We start from the raw sequence: 21,088 nt of genomic DNA on the forward strand, positions 1-21,088 counted from the left end.
GAAGGCCGTGGCCTTCATGCCGCCTTCGCCCTTTCCGGATGCCGGGTTCCCCTCTCCCGCCCCCTGCTCGCGCAGGGGCCACCCTCCCCCGCAGAGGGGGGAGGGAGGGCGCGTGGTGGAATTCAACCTCTCAGCTAAAACGCGGCTCCGGCTCCTCCGCCGGCTCGAACGCGGCCCGGATGGCGTTCGGATCGACGGCGTCGAGCGTCGCGGGCTGCCAGGCGGGGCGGTTGTCCTTGTCGACGAGCACCGCGCGCACGCCCTCGTAGAAATCGTGCCCCCGCATGATGCGGGTCACCAGCCGGTACTCCGTCCGGATCGCCTCCGGCACGGTCATATCGGCCCCGCGCCGCATCTGCTCGCGGGCGAGGCAGAGGCTGGTCGGCGAGCGGAGGCGGATGGTGCGCGCCGTCTCGGCGGCGAAGTCCGAGCCTTCGACAGCATCGAGCCGCGCCAGGATGGCCGGGACGCTCTCGGCCGAGAAGCACGCCGCGATCAGAGCCGCTTCCCGGGTCACCGACCCCCCTTCCGGTCGGGGCGCGGCGTGGGCGGCCAGGGCCTGCTCGATCGGGCCGCCCGCCGCCAGGGCGTCGAGGATGGCCGGGAAATCGGCCGCGCGCGCCGCGTGGGTCGCGAGCCCGAGGGCGAGGGCGTCGCCCGCGCCGATCCGCGATCCGGTCAGCGCCAGATAGGTGCCGGCATGCCCCGGCAGGCGCGGCAGGAGCGCGGTGGTGCCGACATCCGGGATGAAGCCGATGCCGACCTCCGGCATCGCGAAGGCGTAGGCCTCGGACGCCACCCGGACCGGCCCGTGCACCGAGATGCCGACACCCCCGCCCATCACGATGCCATCGATCAGCGCGATGATCGGCTTCGGGTAACGGGCCATCAGGGCGACGAGCGCGTACTCGCCCCGCCAGATCGTGAACATCGCCGCGGTCTGCCCGGCCTTGGCGGCCTCGTAGATCCGCCGGACATCGCCGCCCGCGCAGAAGGCCCGCCCACCGCTGCCCTGGACCGCCACGCGGGTCACGCTCTCGTCCGACTCCCAGGCCTGGAGCCGGTCCTGCATCGCCCGGATCATGCCGAGCGTCAGGGCGTTCAGGGCCTTGGGCCGATTAAGCGTCACGAGGCCGAGGGAGCCGCGTGTCTCGAACAGCACCTCGTCGGTCGCAGGTTCGGTCATCGTCGGACGCGTCCTCCCGTTTTCGTTTGGATCGATGGGCTGATTGAATAGGTGTGCCGCCAAGTCGCCGCAACGATGGGCGGCACGGAACAATCGCGGCCGACCGTACCGGATCCGGCCCGTCCCGCGCTCAAGCTCCGCGACCGCATGGGCTACGGCATCGATCACCCGATCGGCGGAGGACGAACCCGATGCTCTACATGGTCCACATGCAGGTCGACATCCCGGCGAGCCTGCCGAAGGCCGAGGCGGATCGCCTGAAGGCCGAGGAAAAAGCCTTCTCCCAGAAACTCCAGCAGGACGGAAGGTGGCGGCACCTGTGGCGCGTCGCCGGGCAATACGCGAACGTCAGCGTGTTCGACGTCGCCGGGAACGACGAGCTCCACGATCTCCTGACGGCGCTGCCCCTCTACCCGTACATGGCGATCCAAGTGACGCCGCTGGCGCAGCACCCGTCCGCCATCGCGGCCAACTGAGCGCGGGGAATCATGCCCTACATCATCGAGACCTTCGACAGGCCCGGCAGCCTCGACATTCGCAAGGCGAACCGTGCTGAGCATCTCGCCTATCTCGACCGAATCAAGGATCGCCTCCTGGCCTGCGGCGCCAAGCTGAACGACGACGGGACCGATGCGGGCGGCGGCCTCTACGTCGTCGATGTCGAGAGCCGCGCCGAGGCCGAGGCGCTCATCGCGGCGGATCCGTTCTTTCAGGTGGATCTGTTCGAGCGCGTCGAGATCCGGCGCTGGCGCAAGGCCTATCTCGCCGGCAAAAGCTATCTTTGAAGACAGGGAGGAGCCGGATGGCGTTCGCGGAACTCGACGGGGTCCGATTGCACTACAGGGCGGAGGGCGACCCGGCGCACCCCGCACTCGTGCTGTCGAACTCGCTCGGCGCGTCGCTCGACATGTGGGCGCCGCAGGTGGAGACCCTGGCGGCCCGCTTCCACCTGATCCGCTACGACACCCGCGGTCACGGGCAGTCGACGGTCACGCCGGGGCCCTACACGATCGCGCAGCTCGGCCGGGACGTGATCGGCCTCCTGGACCATCTCGGCCTCGATCGCGCGCATTTCTCCGGCGTGTCGATGGGCGGCCTGACGGGGCAGTGGATCGCCCTCAACCATCCGGAGCGGCTGCACCGCCTCGCCCTGTGCAACACGGCCGCCTATATCGGCCCGCCGGAGAACTGGACCAACCGGGTCGCGGCGGTCCGCGCCGACGGCGTCGGCAGCATCGCCGACGCGGTGGCCTCGCGCTGGCTGACGGCGGATTACGCGGCCGCCAAGCCCGAGCTGGCCGCCAGCCTGCGCCGGATGCTGGCCGCCACGGCCTCGGAGGGCTACGCGGCGGCGTGCCTGGCGGTGCGCGATGCCGATTTCCGCGCCGACCTCCCGCGGATCGCCGTGCCGACCCTGGTGATCGCCGGGACGCACGACGCCGCGACACCGGCCGCGGAGGGCCGCTTCCTGGCCGATCACATCCCCGGTGCGCAGTACCGCGCGCTGAGCGGCGCGCACCTGACCAATCTGGAGGATGTCGCGCGCTTCAACGAGGCGCTGCTGGCGTTCTTCGGCGAAGCAGACGCGGCGTAGTATGACAGCCGGGTTTCCGCGTTCGGTGCCGGTCGAGGCGAGCCCGAAGGGCGCGGGTGAGCGGGCGGCTCCGGAGGAGGCTCATCCTGAATCGCACCCTTGGAGGCACTGGACTCGGGGCTGGGGCGGCCCTCGATCCCCCCGCGATGCGCTGCGCCCCACCCTGCTGCAGGCGTTCTTCTCGGTGCGTTCCGAGCGCATGCTGATGGAGCAGATCGACTTGGTACCTTCGGCTATGCTGCAATCATGATTCGACGCGCCGCAGCCCGTCCATTCCGCAGGCTCGCAATCGGTCTCGCGCTCGGGGCCTGCGGCCTGTCGGCGGGGCCTGCCGCCGCCCAGGCCCTCCTCTGGCCGTCGATCGGCTTCGCCCCCCTGCCGTCCTTTGCCTGGCCCGGGTCCGTCGAGGACGCGGCCGGCCGCTGGACCGGCTCCTATGCCCGCCTGTCGACCGGCTATGCGGTGACGAGCAGCCGGCATGTCGGCAGCTATTCCGGCCCCACCCTCGGCTTCGAGGCCGGGCGGATGTGGCAGGAGGGCCCGATCCTCTACGGCATCAGCGGTGGCTTCGACGACCTCGCCGGGCGCGACGGTGCCCTGACGCCGGGCTACGGGCGGCGCGCCTACAGCCGCGACTTCGCCGGCACCCTGGCGGTGAAGGTCGGGACGCTGCTGGCGCCGGACGTGTTGGTCTATGCCAAGACCGGCGCCGTGGCCGTGCACGACACCCTGCGCGTCGGGCCGACGCCCGGGACGCTGCCGTTCAGCCGGCAGGACATCGCGGTGCGGCCGGCGGCGGGCGTCGGGGTCGAATGGGCCGTCACCGATCGGCTATCGCTGGCGGTCGAGGCGGGCGTGGTCGGCGGCGGGGTCCGCTGAGGGGGCCCTCGGCCGCGCCGGGATCCCGGATCGCAGGCCGTCGCCAGGAATGCGAGATCGTGCCAACCGTAGGCGGCCTCCACGAGGCGGCCTTCGGGCCGCACCTCCTCATTCTCGCCGGTCACGACCCCGCCGAGACCTTCGTGAAAGTGCCGGGCGGTCGCAGTGTCGCGCAGCACCCAGAGCCCGGCACCGCGATGGCCGACCGCGCGGAGATGCGCCGCGATAGCTCCCATCAGGCCCCGCCCGATGCCCCGTCGCCGACCCGCGCGCAGGACGTAGAGCGCACTGATCTCACCGGCAAAGCCGGACGCCGCCAGGTCGGCCGAGCGCCGCGCGTGGCCGGCACCGAAGCCGACGAGCGCGCCGCGCGCCTCGGCGATCGGGACCGCCACACCGGGGGCGGCCGCCGGATCGCCCAGGATGCAAGCCCAGCGGGCGCGGCGCTTGTCGAGCGTGCCGGCCGCGATCACCGCGTCGGGCAGGAGGCCCGTAGAGGTCTCCGACCCGGCCGCGACATGGACCGCCGCGATGGCCGGTGCGTCGTCCGGCTTCGCCGGCCTGATGAGCGCGGCTTCGGTCCCCGGGCCGGTCATGCGTCGTGCCCTGTCATGCGTCGTGCCCGGGCCTGCACGGATCGGGCGTGGACACGGGCGATCCCACGCCCCGTCCGAGCGCCGCCAGCGGCGCGAGGTTGCGCCACCCGTAGGCGATCTCGGTGAACCGGCCGTGCCCGCGGACCGCCTCCGGCCCGTCGAGCAGGGTGCCGCCGAGCCCGTCGATGAAGCGCCGGCCGGGCGCGTTCGTGCGCAGCACCCAGGCGCCGACGGCCCGATACCCGGCCTGCTGCAGGCCGTTTGCCATCGCGGCGACCAGGGCCCGGCCGCCGCCGCGCCCCTGGGCGGCCCGCACCAGGTAGGGCCCCCGGAACTCGCCGTCGAAGCCCGCCGCCGCCAGGGCGCCCGCGCGCTGGGCGTTGCCGAGGCTGAACCCGACCGGCGTCCCGCCGAGTTCGGCCAGGTAGGCCGCCTCGTCGGCGCCCGGCTGCGGGCTGCTGAGAACCTGCGCCCACCACGCCTGCCGCACCTCGACCGTGAGGGCGTCGATCATCGCGGAGGGAAGAAGACCGCCATAGGCCTCGTGCCACGCGGTCACGTGGACGGCGGCGATGGCGGCCGCGTCCTCCGGTCCCGCGCGCCGGACGACGAGGGCGCTCCGCCTCGGGATCCGGGTTGGCGCCTTGGGCATGGGGTCCGGTCCCCGGGCCTTGCCGAGCGCGCTATTTCGGCACGAACGCCCAATAGTCGAGGTCGAGGATCACCGCGGGGTCGTAGCCCTCCCCGGCGCGGTCCGGGAAGGCGCCGCAGGGCTGGTTCTTGGTGGCGACCGTGCGCAGGCGCAGGAGCCCGACATCGGCGCGGCCGACATCCGCCGTCGCCAGAACCTCGCTCCAGGCGTAGACCGTGTCCCCGGCAAACAGCGGCGCCACGTGCCGGCCAGCGTTGATGCCGGCGAGCGCGAAGGCGTTGGCCAGCCCGTTGAAGCTGAGCGCCCGGGCGAGCGAGATCACGTGCCCGCCGTAGATCAGGCGGCGGCCGAAGCGGGTGTCCTTGGCGGCCAGCCCGTCGAAATGCACCTTGGCGGTGTTCTGGAACAGGCGCGTGGCGATCTGGTGCTCGGCCTCCTCGACGGTCATGCCGTCGACGTGGTCGATCCGCTCGCCCACCGCGTAATCCGCGAAGCGGTGCGGGCTGCCGGCGAGGTCCGTGTCGTAGGCGGCGGCCGAGAGCGGCGGCAGGGCGCCCGCGAGATCCTGCGAATCGACCACCTTGGCGAGGGTGGGCACGTGCTCCTCGGCGATCGCGGCCCCGGGGTCGCGCTTGCGCACCAGCACCCAGCGGCAATAGCTCAACACGGTCTCGCCGCGCTCGTCGGACCCGACCGAGCGGACATAGACCACGCCGGTCTGGCGATTCGAACTCTCCTTGAGGCCGATCACCTCCGACACGGTCGACAGGGTCTCGCCCGGATAGACCGGCCGCCGGAACCCGCCCTCCGCGTAGCCGAGATTGGCCAGCGCGTTGAGGGAGACGTCCGGCACGGTCTTGCCGAACACCATGTGGAAGGTCAGCAGATCGTCGAGCGGGCTCTTCGGGTAGCCGAAGGCGCGCGCGAAGGCGTCCGAGGATTGCACGGCGAAGCGCGGGCCGTAGAGGCCGGTGTAGAGGGCCACGTCCCCCACCGTCACGGTGCGCGGGGTGGCGTGGCGGATGGTCTCGCCGAGGCGGAAATCCTCGAAGAAGCGGCCGGGATTGGTCTTCACGGGTGGGCGATCCTACTGCGTGTAAACGTAGGTTGCGGGCACGGCATATTCGTGCAGCAGGCGGCTGATGAACAGCAGCAGCAGGATCAGGATGATCGGCGAGATGTCGACGCCGCCGAGATTGGGCAGCAGGTTGCGGATCGGCCGCAGCACCGGTTCGGTGACGCGATAGAGCACCTCGCCGATCTGAGCGACGATCGGGTTGCGCACGTTGACCACGTTGAACGCCACGAGCCAACTCAGGACCGCACTGGCGATGAGGACGTAGATGAAGAGCTGGACGACCGTGTCGAAGAGCCAGATCAGGGCGTTCATGCGGGTCCGCGCGCTATCCTTGGGGCGCCCGCACCCCAGCGCCGAAACGGCGCGCGGCGGGCGGCGTTGAAACAGGGAATTGACAGGCTGAGCCGCCCGCGCCTACAAGGCCGGCGCCTCGACGGGGCTGTAGCTCAGATGGGAGAGCGCCGCAATCGCACTGCGGAGGTCAGGGGTTCGAATCCCCTCAGCTCCACCAGGCTTTCCTGGTGAAAAGTCAGCGTCTTGGACTGCATGGCGATTGTGCTGTCGCGGCCGGGGCTTAGTGGCAGCTCGCAGGGTCTCCGTCACCGTTCGCTAGCGACCGTCTGGTCGACCTCAGGCTTGCTGACGGCCAAGTTCTCGACGCCGGGTCTTGCGTTTTCCCGAGCTCCCTGATCGCAGCGTATCCGGAGACTGGTTGGCACTGCGATGTGAGACGCGAGTTCGCAGAGAAAGCGCGCTGTCGAGGAGCCGTTCCGCGTGCCGCTAGGATCAGGAACCGACGCACCGACCGGCGCGGCGTCTGGTGGCGGGCCATCGGATGACCGCGACGAGCAACAGCCGGATGTGACGAGGACAGTACCCCGTGGCGGTCAGGCCGCGCTGCTCTTCGCCACGATGTTCCCGCAGGCCGCCCTGTCGATGCTCAGCCTCGCGCCGCCGGTCATGGCGGGGCCGATCGCGCACAGCTACGGCCTGCCCGCCGAGGTCGCCGGCGCCTACTCGGGGCTGGTCTACGCTTTCGTCCTCCTGGGCAACCTGCTCGCCGCGCCGCTGATCCGGCGCTGCGGACCGCTGCGGCTGAGCTTCGCCTGCGTCCTCGGCGGCGCTCTCGGCCTCGCGATCTTCGCGCATGCCGGCATCGCCGGCCTGCTGCTAGGCGCCGTCCTGATCGGCCTGTGCTACGGGCCGCTCACGCCCGCCAGCTCCCAAGCGATCGCCCATCAGGCGGGGTCGCCCGCCTTCGTCTTCATCGTCTCGGTCCGGCAGACCAGCGTCCCGCTCGGCGGCGTGCTCGCCGGGCTGCTGGTCCCGCCCCTGCTGGCACGGCTCGGCTGGACCGCGACCTGCGCGACGCTGGCCGTCGGCAGCGCTCTGGCCGCCCTCGCCTTCGCGGCGGCCTCGCCCCTGGTCAGGGCCGAGCGCGCCGTCGGTGCGCGCGGCCGGACCTCACGCCTGCTCGATCCGCTGGCCATGATCTTCCGCAACCCCGCGCTGCTGCGGCTCGCCGGCGCGTCTGCGATCTTCGGGGCGATCCAGCTCGTCCTGAGCGCCTTCTTGGTGATCTACCTCGTGCGCGTCGTCGGGCACGACCTGATCACCGCCGGGGCCCTGCTCTCGGCAAGCCAGGTGGCGGGCATTTTGGGGCGGCCGGCCTGGGGCCTCATAGCCGACCGCACGCGGGCCTCGCGCACGGTGCTGGTCGGACTGAGCCTCGGCATGGCACTGAGCTGCCTCCTGACCGCTGCCTTGACGCTCCTCGGCCCATCCTGGCTGTCGCTGCCCGTGGCGCTGGTGTTCGGCGCGACGGCGACCGGCTGGAACGGCGTGTTCCTGGCGGAGATCATGAGCGCGGTCGCGCCGGCGGAGGTGGGTGCGGCGACGAGCGGCGGCCTTCTGTTCACCTACGGCGGCATCGTGATCGGGCCCAGTCTGTTCGGGGCTCTGGCGCACGCGGCCGGGTTCGGCACCGCTTTCCTGACGCTGGCGCTCGGCGCGCTGATTGCGGCATGGCTCGTGGGCAGGTCGCCGCGTCCGCGGCCGGGCACGCGCTGACCAGGCGCTGACGGCCGGTCGCCTGCCGAACGGGTGCAGCCGCCGCTTGCGATGACAGCATGCCAGTCAGTTTGACGACGCCCATCGCGGTGCAGGCGGACCAGCCGTTTAGGCCACCCCGGACGCTCTGCGCTAAGAGCGGAAGTCGGCGGTCCGCCCGGAAGCGGACGTTCGGTTTTAGGTGAGCGACCGTCCGGTGTCGACCCTTCTCTGACTTTCGGAACGTCTGCGTGCCGGCAGTCTGAGGGGCCGCGAATGACTGAATCTGGCCGTAAGCGGAACGGCCGCTTCGGAGAAGGTCCGCGGGAAAAGCGGACGGCCTGCTACCGACCCAGCCCAGCCGCGGGGAGCGCTGTCGGCGTTCCCTCGAAGCAGACGTTCGTCAACCGTCCGGCAACTTCAGCTCGGGGTTGGGGAGCGGACGTACCGCCTACGACCCAACTCAGCCGCCTAAGCTGCCGTCAGCGTTTCTCCAAAGCAGCCGTTCGCCAGCCCTCGGGCAACTTCGGCTCGGGGTGGATTTGACGCGGTCCGGTTTCGAGCGGCGGATCAATGATAACGGACGTTAACACTCAGCCCAGCCTCAAATGGACGAAGCTGGAGCATGCGCCGCCTTCAACTACAAAAAACCACCCTCGAAAACCGTTAATCTACAGCGGCCTCTTCCTCGGTGAGGTCGTTACAAGGCTCCGAAAATTGCCATTAAATGCATGTTCATTCCACATCAATTGAAGGTCGTCATAGGAGATTGAGTTACGCCCCGGAGCACTTGCATTTGGGTCAACGACATTGATCGCCTGCGTTCTCTCATCAAAGCCGGTAATCACGATAGTATGTCCTTCCGGCATGCTCAAATCGATCATGACAGGGTGCCCACGAATGAGCTCGTCCTTCACGATAGCTAAACCCCTACGAAATCCGAAATCGTTGTCTTCAAAAATTTGCTCGTGCCATTCATACCCTAGGGCGCGCGCGGCTCTTATGATGTCTCTGTAATAGGTAATCGAAAAGTCGTCGAATGGCTTTGAGGAGGAGTATTCGATGCCGCGAGACATCGTCTTTAATTTTCTGGGGGAGTGACGGTCGCCATAGAAGGCCATGATCATTGAGGCTGATGTAGGCACGCACAACAAATCTTCTTGACGTAGATATTTCACGTCAAGGTCGTTAGTCGTCGAGATTGAAGGCAATTGACCAAGCACATTCGGACTTGCAACCGCCGTCGGCGGTCGATGCCATGCATAGCTCAATGCTATGACGCATGCGATCCCTAAGACAAAACTTTGAATTAAGCCCAACATGCCAGTCAAGAAACATATGGAAGGGGAGCGGTGATGACTAAGCTCCGAAAATTTCGCTTGAATGCATGCTCGTTCCAGATTGATTGAAGATGAGCATAGTTAATAGTGTATCGACCGGGCGCGGCGATGTTGGGGTCGACCACAAAAATGCACTGGAGCGTTTCGTCGAAACCGGAGACGACAACTGTGTGTCCCTCTGGTGCGCTGACATCAATCATGAGGGGGCGGCCATGTTCGAGTTCCCGCTTGATGGTTTCCAAGCCTTTTTGAAAGCCAAACCCATCGTCGGGGAAAGCTTTCTCGTGCCAAACGTAGCCGAGTTCAGCAACAGCTTTCACAATATCGCGGTAGAACGTAATTGAAAAATCATCGAACGGCTCTGATTCCACATAAGCTGTGCCGCGAGACATCTTTTTTAACTTTCGCGGTGATTGCTCATCTCCATAGTATCTCATGATTATTGCCGCAGACGTGGGCACGCCAAGCAATTTTTCTTGCCGAATAAACCCGATATTTAGATCAATTTTTGTTAGATGCCCTTTTGTTGTTTTTCCTGTGTCTGCTGTCTGTGCTGAAGATGATTTTGATTGAACCACGAAAATGGATACAAGGAGGGCGGCCAGAATCTGGCGAACCTTCGCTAGAAGCCGGGTATTAACGAAATGCACAATCATAACATCTTGTCTTGAAAGTAAGCGATCTCTGTCCGAAGATCGCATAGATATGAGATTGGCGGTCATTACCCTATGTGACGTTAAATTTTCATACTCCAGCGGCTGCCATTTTTAACAGCTCATAGTAGGACCCAGAGCTTGTCGTATAGCGGTCTACCCTGACACGACATCCTGCACGCGCTGTGTAGGTCTGCGTCAGGGATGCCGATGCGCCTGGAGGTTCCGTCCGCAACGGGTCGATAGGAGGCCGTCCGCTTTTCCGGCAGCGCCCCTCCGACTCGGTCATTCCGCTATCGACCAGACTAGACACCTCGGATCGTGAACACGCGCAGCACGGGACATTCGGCTGTGCGCCAATCCGTACCGTCGATAACGCCGACGATCTGCTGGATGGCATCGACGAGCGCAGCGCCGAGAAGCTGGAGTTGATTAGGAAACACTCGGTTTCGGTCCCGAGCCCAGACGGGGAAGCCTCGGCTCGGGTCGATCGGCCGGCTGCAGTGGCGGGGGCTCAGAACGGGTAGTACCGCAGCGAAGTCAGCCCGGTGACCAAGTGGTTGGAGGGCTGGATGCCCTGCGCCCCCCGGAACGCGTCGCGCTCGGTGTAGGAGACCTGCGCGCCCGCCACGAGGCGGCCGTAGCCGCCCTTGTAGAGATCGTGCCAGAATCCGCCGGTGATCTGGCGGATGTCTCGGGTCTCCGCCTGGCAGGTCCCGCTCGCCGCCCCCTCGACGTCGCAGCCGGTCACCACCAGGGTGGGCGAGCCGTACCCGGTGGCGTTGCGGGCCCCCGCCCGTGCGGCGTGCTCCCAGCCGGCGTAAACGTAGACGTCGGTCCCGGGCTGGACGTGGGCAACCGCGCCGGCCAGCAATTGGAAGGCCGGGATCGTCGCGACCGAGCCATCGGCTTTCAGGGCGAAGTCCGGTAGCTGCGCCGAGCCGTAGCGGCCGATGCCCTGGCCGACGAGGCCGCTGACCTGGAGATCGAGACGCTTGTCGATCACCGGCAGAGTCGCGGCGCCGCCGATGCCGTAGCCCACGGCGGTGTCGCTCCGTCCGGGCAGGCGGGTCGCGGTGGTCAGGTTGGTGGCGCTCAGCCGGTCGTCGAAGAACCGCACTAGTCCCTTGACCTCGTAATGGCCGAAGCCGGGCTCGATGGCGACCTTGCCGATGACGTCGGGGACGCTGTTATTGGAGTAGGTGGTCGAATTGTTTAGCAGGCCGGCCGCATCGCCGGTGTTGTTGACGTTGACGAGGCCGGGCGCCGCGAACGGGCTCGGCGGCAGCACGCTCTGGGGCGATTCAACCGACAGGCCGACCCACAGGCCCGGTGCGACGTCCTTGACGACGCGCACCTGCGGGTTGCGGGTCCAGTTGAAGCCGACGACGTACTGCGCGTCGATGGTCAGCGGGATCTGCTCCTTGAGCGGTATGATCCCCGTCGCGTCGGTCGTGATCAGGCTCCAGGCCTGGCCCGCCAGGACGTGCCAACCCGAGTCGAGCGCGTCGATGGTGGTGAAGACCTGCCGGACACGCGGCGTGTAGCTGTTGCTCTCACGCGAGTTCGAGGTTGTGCCGGCCGCCAGGAAATCGATCTCGTAGTAGGCCGAGATCTGGAGCGTCGGATCGACCTTTGCGGTGAACAGGCCGCTCAGGCGGCTCTGCCGGGCGGAGAAGCGGAACTCGCTCTCGCGCGACTGCGGGCTATTGCGGAACGGGATGCCGTTGAAATCGGTCGCGACATCCGAGACGACGTTCGGGCTGCGGAAGATGCCGGCGAGTTCGACGAAACCGCCTGGGGTGAAGCAAATCGCCGAACCCAGCGCGTAGCTGCCGGCGTTGCAGATGAGGTCGTTGGCGAGGATCACCGGCGTGTGCTCGCTCGCCGATGGCCGGGCGCCCCCGGGGCCGCCAGCCTGGGCAACGCTCTGTTGGCGCTGGGTCCGGGCAGCGAGGCGCGACTGCTCCTGCGACAGCATTCGCCGCTCGCGGGTCTCCCCGGCCAGCGCGGTGCGCTGGGCGCCGGCCTGCCGGCGCAGGATGGCGAGCTCCTGCTGCATCGCCAGCATCTGGCGCTGCATGGCGTCCATGCGGGCGGTCATTTCGGACACGGTCTGAGCGGAGGCCGGATGGGGAACGGCCACCCCAGCGAGGAGCGCTAGACAAAGGATCCGTGGCGTGGGCCGATGAATCGGGGGCATGGCGAACGGTCTCCGATGCGAGGCACGGGACCCGTCGCTTTAATGGGCCACGCCCCGGTCAGATGCGCGTCCGTTCATGACGCTGCGTCAACTCAGATTGCCGTCATCCGCAGGAATGGTCGAAAATCGTCGCAAAATACCATTTTGGTGCAGCTCGTGGTAATTCTGGAACGCTTGCCTGAGACAGAGGGGCGGTACTTAGCGCGGCCGGGTCGGCAATCTCATACCGATCCAAAGAAATGGCGTGCTCCAGCAGTAGCACGCCCTGAGTTCGTCCTCGTCTCGGACTGCGCGTTGTCCAGGTCTTATGTAAGACTTAGCGCTGCGACAGGGGCTTCCGCGGGCGGCCTCAACGCCATTAGGATGAGAAGCCATCGGTGTGGCCGTGTCATCCAACTGTCATCCATGTTACGTCGCCCTTCGCCTCGAGCATGGATCATTGCGTCGGCGCTGCGAAGCATCGCGACACCGGGAATGAAACCGAAGGCTCTTCGGGCGGCCGTCCGGGAGAGATACCCTGATGCAAGCAAGAAAGAGCTTGCTCGCGCGGCATTCTACGCCCTGACGGAAGCCTCATCGGCAGACCAAGAGACTCATTCGGAGCTTCATAACTTCGCCCTCGCTGAGCGCATGGCTGACGACAAGGCGGTTGAGGTGCACAGGGCTGGCAAGCTCAAGAAGAAGCGCCCCCGCGATGCCGATGGAAAGTCGCCAATGCAGTAGGGCATCGGCTCCACCCGCCAAGCCCGCCTGCGACCGTTCTGTTGAGACGGGCAGGCGGGCGTGGGGGTCGGGATTGGAAGTCCGACGTACCGGCATAGCCCAAAGCGTACGACACGCTGACGACCCACAGAATCATGCGCTGTTCACGGCTGCGCAGCGTGGGCTTTTAGCGAGCAGACCTTTCCGCTGCTTTGGTCGGAAATCGAATGGCTGTTCGGGGTGGTTTGGGGATGGTCAGCTTCGGCCACAGAACGTGGCAGACGCTGGCGCTGGGCTACTCTCGTTGAGCCTGAGCTGCGATGCCTCGTCAGACGACGACAGCCTCAGAGTGCCGGAGTTGGGTTTGCGTCGCGACCTCGATGAAATAGCCACCCTTGGCCTTGAAGTAGAATGTCCAGGCCCCGTGGTAGTCACGCGGCTCCGGCACGTCCCAGCCATCAGCCTTCAGGCGCGTGTTGAGCGCGTCGACCTGCTCCCGGCTGTCTTGGATGAAGCCGATATGGTGGACGTCACTATCCTCGGGGTAAGCAAAATTGCCCCGCTTCTTCGCGAAGTCATTTACGACCAGCAACATGCCGTCATCGTCGTGCATGACGGCAAGCGCTTTCCCGCGTGCGACCGACGTGCGCAGTCCAAAATAGGTCTCGAACATCGCCACGTCAGCTGGAACGTCGATGCTCGTTAAATTGATGTGGTTGAGCTTCATCGGACGCACCTTTCCTGTTCATCGGAAAGGACGCGCTGGTAGTCGACCGCTGATGGCGGCCGCCATGTACGAGCGCTGAGCCACCCGGACTACCGACCGGGCTGTGACTTCTACACGTCCAAGGCCGGGGTAAACAGCGCGCGGTTGCCTGTCAACGATCACGCCCGTCCAGAGGCTCGAATGAACATGCGGCACGCTCTGGAGGTGCAGGCGCGGCGGCCGATGCAGCTTGCTCTGGTCGCAAGTGGGCCGGCGGCTTTGGGTGGAAACGCGAGCTTCTGCTTTTGAGCCGCAAAGGCCAGAAAGCCGACGGCCTTAGCCGTATCGCCAACCCTTCTGACGAGCACGACCACCAAGCATCTATCCGGCGAGAACCATCGCCTTCGTCACACTCAGTAGACCTTTAGGACGCTCGCCGCACGTTCCAGAACACAGACAGGTTCTTGACCACGTCCTGGAGATCGTCCCGATAGGCAGTTCGGCTGAGATACTGCCCAAGGGGCAGGTAGGGCACCTCCTGCATCGCCAGCGCTTGGATGTCGTGTGCGATCTTCCTGCGGCCGTCTTCGTCCGGCGCCTCGATCCATGCCCTGCGCATCGCCTCGATTTGCGGAAGATTTGGCCAGCCGAAGAAGCCCGTCTGCATGCCGCCGCAGCGCAGCACCTGCTCCACCGCCGGGTTCAGCATGTCGAAGCCGGACCAGTCAGTGCAGAAGATGTTCCAGCCTCCCTGGTCCGGAGGCGCCTTGTTGGCCCGGCGGGTGACCATGCTCCCCCAGTCCGAAACGGCGTGCTGCACGTTCATGCCGATGCGCTGGAGCAGGTCGCTCATCACATCGCCCATCGCGGCCAGCCGCGGCAGGTCGCCTGCTGCCAAAAGGACGACGCGCTCGCCATTGTAACCGGCTGCGATCAGATCCCTCTTCGAGCGTTCCAGGTCGCGCGGAACTGTCAGCGCATCGAGACCCACATCGGAGGCCATCGCAGTGTCGGGGGCGAACAGACCGACGCCGGTACGGATCAGGTTCGGATCCGTGCCGTTGATCGCGGTCATGAAGTCCTCTTGTGAGAGTGCCTCCAGCAGCACGCGGCGGACCGCAGGTTTGTCGAAGGGCGGGTGCAGATGATTCATCACCCCGGTGCCCATCGTCCCCAGCCTGCCTGATAGCGGCGTGACGATCCCGCGGTCGGCTCCCAGTGTTGGAAGCAGGTCGTTGATCGGGTTCTCCCACCAGTCGACCTCGCGGTTCTTGAGCGCGGCTGCGGCCGTACTGGGGTCGGGCATGGTCGTCCACTCGACTCGGTCAAAATGCACCCGCTTCGGCCCGGCCACTCCGGAGACCTCCCCGTCTGCACGTGGCACGTAGTCCGGGTTGCGGTCGTAGACGACGCGGGCGCCGATGATGCGCTCGCGGGCGTTGAACCGGAACGGACCCGAACCGCCGACCTCGGGAAGCTGCTGTTTGGGGTCGAGGACAGCCAGCCGCTCGGGCAGGATCAGCAGCGCCGGGGGCCCGAGCTTCGACAGGGTCGCCAGCATCAGGCCGTAGGGCCGATTAAGGCGGATGATGAAGCTGCGATCGTCGGGGGCTTCCATCGCATCGGTACGCGCCAAAAGCAATTGGCCAAGGTTGTCGCGAGGGGCCCACCGCCGGATCGAGGCGACGCAGTCGCGCCCGCGCACCGGCTCGCCGTCGTGGAACCTGAGCCCATCCCGCAGGCGGAAAGTCCAGCGCTTCCCGTCGTCCTGCACCGTGTGGCCCTCGACCATCTGCGGCTGAGGCCGGAGATCGCCGTCGATCGCGAAAAGCTGGTCGAACACCAGCAGTGCGTGGTTGCGCGTGACGTAGGCGCTCGTCGTGAGCGGGTCGAGGATGGTGACATCTGCCTGCGGCACGATGCGCAGGGTCCGCTGGCGATCACTCTGCGCGAGCGCGGGTCGGGCGGGGAGGAACGAGGCGGCGCCTGCCGCGGCGGCGGTCCCGAGAAAGCTTCGACGCAGCATAGCCTGAGGCCTCGACAGATGCGTTGGAAGCGACCTGACCTCCCAGCCGGGCAGGCGGTACTTCCCGTTCCGCACCCTACCATGCTGAATGGCTTTGGGCTCATCCCGTCATCTTACGCCGGGTTTGAACATCGGGCGCTTCGTCTGCTTTGCGGATGCCCGAGCGACGCTCAGGACGTCCGGAAGGGGTCGTGAGCGGGCACGGAGGCGATGTCCGCTTCTATCATTACTGTCCGAAAGCAGACCGGCGGAAAACCACCCATCTGAGATGCCACAAGGCGGTTTGCGGCAGCTGATGCTGGCCGTAAGCGGAACGGCAGCTTTTGAGAGGGACGGTCGGAAAAGCGGACTGGCTCCTACCACCCCGAACGCAGTCAATTACGCGTGGCCGTGTGGATCCCGAAAGCAGAGGGGGTGGATGGCTCCCGCTCCGACCGACGGCATCTGTGTGCGAGCCGCTTGCTGCACGTTGTGCGCAATCTCGTGAGTCGCCGCATTCTGCTCCTCTATCGCAGCCGCACCAACGTGACAGAGAGGCGAGAGCAACCCGCCTATTTCAACCGTTTCGAACGGCATGGGAACGTGACCGCCATGCCACGAGCGTCGTGTTTTGAGCTTCCATTGGCACATGTGCTTGTCGCCGCCGTGGCGAACTGCTCTCTGACACCGTGATCAAAACGCGCCGCGCCGCAGCCTTCTTGGCCGTCTCCCTCGCTCTCGCGGCGCCTGCCAGCGCCGGGGACGACACGTTCGAAGGCATGGCCGGCCCCTACGGAGAGCGCTTGCGCTACGATGAGAAGGGGCTGACCCTCACGTTCCGTGACCCGGATGTGAAGCTGAATATCGGCGGTCGTCTACACATTGATGCTGGCGCGGCTGGTCTCAGTCAACCGGGTCTACCTGAGGCCTTCCCGGACAATGTCGCGGTGCGCCGTTCCTGGATCGAACCGACACTCACTATCGGCCGCGACTGGGTGATCGCCTTCCAGTACGATTTCAGCGATCCCGTCCTGCCGATCAACGACGCCTTCGTGGCCTGGAAGGGGTTGCCAGACACGATCTTCACGCTTGGCAACATGAAGGTGCCGTTCAGCCTCGAATGGCTGCAAAGCAACAACGACACCCTGTTCGCCGAGCGTTCGCTGGCCAACGCATTCGTGCCGGACCGCCGGTTCGGCTTCGCAATGGGCCATCACGGGCAGGCTTGGACTGCGGTGGCAGGGGTGTTCGGCAATGCCGCCAGCAACGGCATCTCCGGCGACGGAGTGGCGGTGGCCGCACGGGCCACCGTGGCGCCCATCATGAACGAGGACGAGACCCTCCATTTCGGGCTCGCTGGGATCTATCGCCGTCGCTCCCGCGGCGACGACAATTTCAGCTTCTCCACCCAGGCCGAAGCCTCTTTATTTGCGCGCTCCTTCGTCGACACCGGCGACTTGCCCGACGTTGCACGCGCTACTCGCATCGGCGCGGAATTTGCCTACCGCAACGGCCCATTGCTGCTCCAAGCCGAGTACATCCACGCAGACATTGAGCGGTTCGAGGGGCTTGCTGGCCCATTGCCGGTCCTCGGTTTCCAAGGCGGCTATGTCGAGGCGGGCTTAGTGCTGAACGGAGAAGGCCGAAGCTACGCTATGACACCTCAAGGCGGCACGACTTACGCGACATTCAAGGGCGTGACCGTGCCGGAGGGGCAGCGGGTATCCCGGGGCGGGATCGGTGTGTTCGAAGCCGCCGCCCGCTACAGCAGCATCGACCTTAACGCTCGGGGCTTCCGTGCCGGTTCGGAGCGAGATGTGACCCTTGGCCTGAGCTGGTACCCCGAGCCGAACCTGCGCCTGATCGCGAACTATATCCACGGGCGCGTGCAGCCGAGCGAGTCCCAATCTGACGCCCTCAGCCGCACGTCATTCTCGGTCGACACGATCATCACGCGCCTCCAGATCTACTGGTGAGCGCCGTTCAGGCAGAAGGCGGCGCAGGCGCTCGATGTCAGGACTGCTCGGCACGGTCGCGCGATGTTAGGCAGGCTGCCATTGAGCTTCAGGATCAGCAAGCGGACATTCGTAGATCGGCAAGAGCTGATCGATGCCGTGCCGGCTGCTTCTGGATCACGCGGCACTCTTCGAAGCCCAGCACCGGTCAAATGATCGATCACGGATTTGCTGGACCGCGTCGCGGGCCCATTTCGTGCGGATGCGCGTGTGGCCGCCCGTTCGGCTTCGGTAGCATCACGATGATGGAACATCGCGTTCGCAACAAAGCACCGAGAACGGTCGCACCTTTCCCGAGATCTCGCGTTTCACTCATGATCGGCCGAGCGCTCTCAAGTCGTTGCTTCGTTGGAGGAAAGAATGGCTAGGCAACTTGACGCGGGCGGTGCGCCCCGGCCGCTGCACCCGTTGTTCGTCGGATTGGGTGGGGCTTTTCTAATAGCCGCCTTGTTCACGGACTCCATGTATTTCAGCAACGCGTTGATGCAGTGGGCCAACTTCTCGGCGTGGCTGATCACCGGCGGGCTCGTCCTGGCCCTGATCGCCGCGCTCGTCCTGGTGCTGGATTTCGTGCTTGGGAGGGCCGGGCCGATCAGCTGGTCCGACTTCGGCCTGCTGACCGTCGCCGCGCTCCTCTCGATCGTCAACGTTTTCATTCATACGCGCGATGGGTGGACGTCCGTCGTCCCGTCCGGGATCACCGTGTCGGCCATCGTTGCGATCCTGCTTCTCGTCGCCGGCCTTCGCGGCTGGTGCGTGACCGGCCCCAAGATGCCCGCCCAGGGAGACAACGCATGACCGTGAAGCGATTCCGCACGGCTTCCAGCTTGATGGTCGTCGCTTTGCTGGCTGGCTGCAACGACAAGGGAGGCGATCCAAGGAAGCAATACGGGTCGAACCCGGACATTCCGGAGTCGCGCCAGTACCTCGTCCCCCCGATGAGCGTACCGCAGGCCGTCGGCTGGAAGGCCGGGGAAACGCCCACAGTTCCCTCCGGCCTACACATCCAGGCTATGGCGAACGGGCTGATGCATCCGCGTATCGTGTACCCGTTGCCCAACGGCGACATCCTCGTCGTCGAAAGCAACGGCCCCGGCACCAAGCCTTTCCGGCCGAAGGATTACATTTCCGGTTTGATCAAGGCCCGCGGCGGCTCCGCCGAGAAGGGCGGCAATCGCATCACGTTGCTGCGGGATGCCGACGGCGATGGCGTTCCGGAGATGAAGACGGTGCTCGTCGACCACCTGCACTCGCCCTACGGGGTCGCGGTGGCGGCGGATACGCTGTACGTGGCCAACACCGACGCGATCATCGCCTATCCGTTCAAGCCCGGGCAGACGGAGATCAAGGAACCGGGGACCAAGCTCGCGGATCTGCCGGCCGGCCCGATCAACCATCACTGGACCAAGTCGTTGGCCGCCAGCCCGGATGGATCAAAGCTCTACGTCGGCGTCGGGTCCAACAGCAACGTCGCCGAAAACGGGCTGGATATCGAGGAGGATCGCGCGGCCATCTTTGAGATCGATAGGCTGACCGGGGCCAAACGCCTCTACGCGACCGGGATCCGCAACCCGACGAACCTCGCCGTCCAGCCCGGAACGGGGCAGTTGTTCGCCGTCGTCAACGGACGCGACGAGAACGGGCCGGATGCGGATCCGGATTACCTATCGTCGATCAAGGAGGGCGGCTTCTACGGCTGGCCCTACAGCTACTGGGGGCAGCACGTGGACGACCGCGTCCAGCCGCAGAAGCCCGACATGGTCGCGAAAGCGATCAAGCCGGATTACGGACTAAGCTCCCACGTTGCGACCCTTGGTGTCGCGTTCACCCAAGGTCAGAAGGTGTCGCCGCAATTCGGCGATGGCGCGTTCGTGGGCGAGCATGGCAGCTGGAACCGCGACCCGCTAAACGGCTACCAGGTGATCTTCGTCCCCTTCGTCGATGGACGCCCGAGCGGAGCACCGATTCCGGTGGTCACCGACTTCCTCGCGCAGGACAAGAAGACGGTCCGCGGACGCCCGGTCGGTGTGTCCCTCGATCGGACCGGCGCTCTCATCGTCGCCGACGATGTCGGCAACACTGTTTGGAGAGTGAGCTCGACGACAGCCACGCACTGAGTGTCGCAACGTCCGCTCCGATGGAGCTGATATCGGCGGCTGACCGGCCGAGATGGGCGCGAAGCTGAACGCGAGCATTGGGCTATGCGGACCGGTGAATATCCGCGCGTCCACTGGGATGCGCGGATTCGTCAGATCAAGGCTTCGAGGCCGGCCCGTGACTTTGACTTAGGTCAAGCGGAAGCGCAGTTCACCCAGACCTTCGAGTTCCGACACGATCTCGTCGCCGGGCTTCAGCCATGCCCGCTCCTTGCGCGGTATCTTCTCCCCAAAGATCACCCCTTGCGGCGTACCGGTGTAAAAGATGTCCCCGGGCTTAATCGTCATCACCTTCGACGCGAAGCTGATCAGCTGGCGGCAATTGAAGATCATGTCATTGGTGTTCCAATCCTGGCGCACTTTGCCGTTCACCACAGTGCGGAGCTTCAAGTTATTGGGGTCCTTCACCCGATCGGCGGTGACGAGATAGGGACCGAGCGGGGCGAAGCCGTCCGAGGTCTTTCCGATCATGAACTGCGAGGTCAGCGTCTGGAGATCTCGGGCACTGAAGTCGTTGCCGGTGCTGTAGCCCGCCACATAGTCGAGGGCATCCGCCTCGCTCACGTTCCGGCATTCGCGTCCGAACACGATGACCAATTCGGTCTCGTAGTCGAACTCACGCGCCGCCGCGGTCGGCAGCTTGATCGCGCCACCATGATAATTGAGGGCGTTGTTGTACTTATTGAACAGCGGCGGATCCTTCGGGATCGGCGTTCCGGTCTCTTCGGCATGGTGCTTGTAGTTGAAGCCCATCATGATGATCTTTTCCGGACGCGTCACGACTGGGGCGTAGTCGATGGCAGCCTCGTCCAATACGAGCCGCTTGTCGGGCGTCGCCCCGACCGTGTCGATGAGCGCCCGCAGGACCGGGCCGCGACTGTTCTGCAGCAGGTCATCCATGTCGGCTGGGAACGGCATCCCCAGGGCGCGGCCGGCAGCCACAACGTCGAGCACGCCGCTCGTCATTTTCACGCCAAGCGCGTAGCTGCCATCCCGGCGCATGTTGATCAGCGTCATGTCCCGCGGCATTCCCGTCGGCTCGGGCGCGGCAGTGCCCTTCTCCGTTCGGCCGTCCGTCGCCCGCGCTGGGGATGTCGCGGCAGCGAGACCGACCGCCGTGGCCGTCAGGAATTGGCGCCTGTTGCTCATGATCGGTTCCTCCGGAAGGCCCGTCTTTGCGGGCCGTTTGCGGCCTGCGGTTCACACCAGGCCGTGCCGCGAGCCTGCGCTCACAGGGACCGGATCAGTACAGCATTTTCCGCCGAAGCGGATAC

At 65.9% G+C, this 21,088-nt stretch carries 19 protein-coding genes, 1 tRNA gene and 2 pseudogenes; 11 read left to right on the forward strand and 11 right to left on the reverse strand.

All coding sequences use genetic code 11. From position 1 onward, the window contains the following. Positions 1 to 130: 130 nt before the first annotated feature. On the reverse strand, positions 131 to 1,186 hold the full coding sequence (locus tag MKK75_RS27905; RefSeq protein WP_244045732.1) for an enoyl-CoA hydratase/isomerase family protein: 1,056 nt from the start codon (positions 1,184 to 1,186) through the stop codon (positions 131 to 133). Between the two features lie 191 nt (positions 1,187 to 1,377). On the opposite strand from MKK75_RS27905, the gene catC reads away from it, so the two are divergent. The 5 genes and pseudogenes from catC (at position 1,378) to MKK75_RS27930 (ending at position 3,659) form a co-directional block, all read left to right on the forward strand. After that, positions 1,378 to 1,662 carry a muconolactone Delta-isomerase gene (gene catC, locus MKK75_RS27910; RefSeq protein ID WP_244045733.1) on the forward strand — a complete coding sequence of 95 codons (285 nt, stop codon included), beginning with the start codon at positions 1,378 to 1,380 and terminating at the stop codon, positions 1,660 to 1,662. Positions 1,663 to 1,674: 12 nt separating this feature from the next. Continuing rightward, a complete protein-coding gene (locus tag MKK75_RS27915; RefSeq protein WP_244045734.1) occupies positions 1,675 to 1,971 on the forward strand; it encodes a YciI family protein in 297 nt (98 codons plus the stop codon). Between the two features lie 17 nt (positions 1,972 to 1,988). Beyond that, entirely contained in the window at positions 1,989 to 2,780 is a 792-nt protein-coding gene (pcaD, locus tag MKK75_RS27920; protein WP_244045735.1) for a 3-oxoadipate enol-lactonase, read from the forward strand. 102 nt (positions 2,781 to 2,882) lie between these two features. Next, positions 2,883 to 3,000 (forward strand): annotated as a pseudogene (locus MKK75_RS27925) (transposase); the annotation flags it as partial. Between the two features lie 26 nt (positions 3,001 to 3,026). Beyond that, a complete protein-coding gene (locus MKK75_RS27930; protein WP_244045736.1) occupies positions 3,027 to 3,659 on the forward strand; it encodes an outer membrane protein in 633 nt (210 codons plus the stop codon). Positions 3,660 to 3,790: 131 nt separating this feature from the next. Here the strand turns inward: MKK75_RS27930 and MKK75_RS27935 are convergent. From MKK75_RS27935 to MKK75_RS27950, 4 genes and pseudogenes are all read right to left on the reverse strand, one after another. Continuing rightward, positions 3,791 to 4,255, reverse strand: a pseudogene (locus MKK75_RS27935) (N-acetyltransferase family protein); the annotation flags it as partial. Positions 4,256 to 4,268: 13 nt separating this feature from the next. Beyond that, on the reverse strand, positions 4,269 to 4,907 hold the full coding sequence (locus tag MKK75_RS27940) for a GNAT family N-acetyltransferase (protein ID WP_244045737.1): 639 nt from the start codon (positions 4,905 to 4,907) through the stop codon (positions 4,269 to 4,271). Positions 4,908 to 4,938: 31 nt separating this feature from the next. Then, positions 4,939 to 5,982 carry a MaoC family dehydratase gene (locus MKK75_RS27945; protein ID WP_244045738.1) on the reverse strand — a complete coding sequence of 348 codons (1,044 nt, stop codon included), beginning with the start codon at positions 5,980 to 5,982 and terminating at the stop codon, positions 4,939 to 4,941. Between the two features lie 12 nt (positions 5,983 to 5,994). Further along, complete coding sequence (locus MKK75_RS27950) at positions 5,995 to 6,297, reverse strand: YggT family protein (protein WP_244045739.1); 303 nt, start codon at positions 6,295 to 6,297, stop codon at positions 5,995 to 5,997. Positions 6,298 to 6,420: 123 nt separating this feature from the next. Between MKK75_RS27950 and MKK75_RS27955 the strand changes: the two genes are divergently transcribed. Both MKK75_RS27955 and MKK75_RS27960 read left to right on the forward strand, forming a co-directional pair. Further along, positions 6,421 to 6,496 (forward strand) — tRNA-Ala (locus tag MKK75_RS27955). Positions 6,497 to 6,846: 350 nt separating this feature from the next. Then, entirely contained in the window at positions 6,847 to 8,055 is a 1,209-nt protein-coding gene (locus tag MKK75_RS27960) for an MFS transporter (protein ID WP_244045740.1), read from the forward strand. A gap of 650 nt (positions 8,056 to 8,705) precedes the next feature. On the opposite strand, the gene MKK75_RS27965 is transcribed toward MKK75_RS27960, so the two are convergent. The 3 genes from MKK75_RS27965 to MKK75_RS27975 form a co-directional block, all read right to left on the reverse strand. After that, positions 8,706 to 9,356 (reverse strand): C39 family peptidase, encoded by a 651-nt coding sequence (locus tag MKK75_RS27965; protein ID WP_244045741.1) that lies wholly within the window; start codon positions 9,354 to 9,356, stop codon positions 8,706 to 8,708. 5 nt (positions 9,357 to 9,361) lie between these two features. Beyond that, the gene (locus MKK75_RS27970; RefSeq protein WP_244045742.1) at positions 9,362 to 10,030 is read right to left on the reverse strand and encodes a C39 family peptidase; all 669 of its coding nucleotides are present in this window, start codon (positions 10,028 to 10,030) and stop codon (positions 9,362 to 9,364) included. Between the two features lie 511 nt (positions 10,031 to 10,541). After that, positions 10,542 to 12,131, reverse strand: a complete 1,590-nt coding sequence (locus MKK75_RS27975) for a hypothetical protein (protein ID WP_244045743.1) — start codon at positions 12,129 to 12,131, stop codon at positions 10,542 to 10,544. 573 nt (positions 12,132 to 12,704) lie between these two features. On the opposite strand from MKK75_RS27975, the gene MKK75_RS27980 reads away from it, so the two are divergent. Further along, a complete protein-coding gene (locus tag MKK75_RS27980) occupies positions 12,705 to 12,953 on the forward strand; it encodes a hypothetical protein (RefSeq protein WP_244045744.1) in 249 nt (82 codons plus the stop codon). A gap of 307 nt (positions 12,954 to 13,260) precedes the next feature. On the opposite strand, the gene MKK75_RS27985 is transcribed toward MKK75_RS27980, so the two are convergent. Both MKK75_RS27985 and MKK75_RS27990 read right to left on the reverse strand, forming a co-directional pair. After that, a complete protein-coding gene (locus MKK75_RS27985; protein WP_244045745.1) occupies positions 13,261 to 13,659 on the reverse strand; it encodes a VOC family protein in 399 nt (132 codons plus the stop codon). 403 nt (positions 13,660 to 14,062) lie between these two features. Next, positions 14,063 to 15,664, reverse strand: coding sequence for an ABC transporter substrate-binding protein (locus MKK75_RS27990; RefSeq protein WP_244045746.1), 1,602 nt, complete (start codon positions 15,662 to 15,664; stop codon positions 14,063 to 14,065). 668 nt (positions 15,665 to 16,332) lie between these two features. On the opposite strand from MKK75_RS27990, the gene MKK75_RS27995 reads away from it, so the two are divergent. The 3 genes from MKK75_RS27995 (at position 16,333) to MKK75_RS28005 (ending at position 19,775) form a co-directional block, all read left to right on the forward strand. Then, positions 16,333 to 17,619, forward strand: a complete 1,287-nt coding sequence (locus MKK75_RS27995) for an OprO/OprP family phosphate-selective porin (protein WP_244045747.1) — start codon at positions 16,333 to 16,335, stop codon at positions 17,617 to 17,619. 399 nt (positions 17,620 to 18,018) lie between these two features. Next, positions 18,019 to 18,456 carry a DUF2231 domain-containing protein gene (locus MKK75_RS28000; RefSeq protein WP_313901897.1) on the forward strand — a complete coding sequence of 146 codons (438 nt, stop codon included), beginning with the start codon at positions 18,019 to 18,021 and terminating at the stop codon, positions 18,454 to 18,456. Then, positions 18,453 to 19,775, forward strand: a complete 1,323-nt coding sequence (locus tag MKK75_RS28005) for a PQQ-dependent sugar dehydrogenase (RefSeq protein ID WP_244045749.1) — start codon at positions 18,453 to 18,455, stop codon at positions 19,773 to 19,775. Before MKK75_RS28000 ends, MKK75_RS28005 begins: the two co-directional genes overlap by 4 nt. Positions 19,776 to 19,943: 168 nt before the next feature. Here MKK75_RS28005 and MKK75_RS28010 read toward each other — a convergent pair whose 3' ends face one another. Continuing rightward, entirely contained in the window at positions 19,944 to 20,963 is a 1,020-nt protein-coding gene (locus tag MKK75_RS28010) for a fumarylacetoacetate hydrolase family protein (RefSeq protein WP_244045750.1), read from the reverse strand. Positions 20,964 to 21,088 lie beyond the last annotated feature (125 nt).

It is taken from the genome of Methylobacterium sp. J-030 (assembly GCF_022829545.1).
Classification (GTDB): Bacteria; Pseudomonadota; Alphaproteobacteria; order Rhizobiales; family Beijerinckiaceae; genus Methylobacterium.

Bases quoted from the DNA above. Each gene is read 5' to 3' on its own strand.
- MKK75_RS28010 (WP_244045750.1), bottom strand. From the start codon at position 20,963: ATGAGCAACAGGCGCCAATTCCTGACGGCCACGGCGGTCGGTCTCGCT.
- MKK75_RS28005 (WP_244045749.1), top strand. From the start codon at position 18,453: ATGACCGTGAAGCGATTCCGCACGGCTTCCAGCTTGATGGTCGTCGCT.
- MKK75_RS27980 (WP_244045744.1), top strand. From the start codon at position 12,705: ATGAAACCGAAGGCTCTTCGGGCGGCCGTCCGGGAGAGATACCCTGAT.
- MKK75_RS27950 (WP_244045739.1), bottom strand. From the start codon at position 6,297: ATGAACGCCCTGATCTGGCTCTTCGACACGGTCGTCCAGCTCTTCATC.
- MKK75_RS27915 (WP_244045734.1), top strand. From the start codon at position 1,675: ATGCCCTACATCATCGAGACCTTCGACAGGCCCGGCAGCCTCGACATT.
- MKK75_RS27930 (WP_244045736.1), top strand. From the start codon at position 3,027: ATGATTCGACGCGCCGCAGCCCGTCCATTCCGCAGGCTCGCAATCGGT.
- pcaD (WP_244045735.1), top strand. From the start codon at position 1,989: ATGGCGTTCGCGGAACTCGACGGGGTCCGATTGCACTACAGGGCGGAG.
- MKK75_RS27905 (WP_244045732.1), bottom strand. From the start codon at position 1,186: ATGACCGAACCTGCGACCGACGAGGTGCTGTTCGAGACACGCGGCTCC.
- catC (WP_244045733.1), top strand. From the start codon at position 1,378: ATGCTCTACATGGTCCACATGCAGGTCGACATCCCGGCGAGCCTGCCG.
- MKK75_RS27940 (WP_244045737.1), bottom strand. From the start codon at position 4,907: ATGCCCAAGGCGCCAACCCGGATCCCGAGGCGGAGCGCCCTCGTCGTC.
- MKK75_RS27970 (WP_244045742.1), bottom strand. From the start codon at position 10,030: ATGATTGTGCATTTCGTTAATACCCGGCTTCTAGCGAAGGTTCGCCAG.
- MKK75_RS27990 (WP_244045746.1), bottom strand. From the start codon at position 15,664: ATGCTGCGTCGAAGCTTTCTCGGGACCGCCGCCGCGGCAGGCGCCGCC.
- MKK75_RS27965 (WP_244045741.1), bottom strand. From the start codon at position 9,356: ATGTTGGGCTTAATTCAAAGTTTTGTCTTAGGGATCGCATGCGTCATA.
- MKK75_RS27975 (WP_244045743.1), bottom strand. From the start codon at position 12,131: ATGACCGCCCGCATGGACGCCATGCAGCGCCAGATGCTGGCGATGCAG.
- MKK75_RS27985 (WP_244045745.1), bottom strand. From the start codon at position 13,659: ATGAAGCTCAACCACATCAATTTAACGAGCATCGACGTTCCAGCTGAC.
- MKK75_RS28000 (WP_313901897.1), top strand. From the start codon at position 18,019: ATGGCTAGGCAACTTGACGCGGGCGGTGCGCCCCGGCCGCTGCACCCG.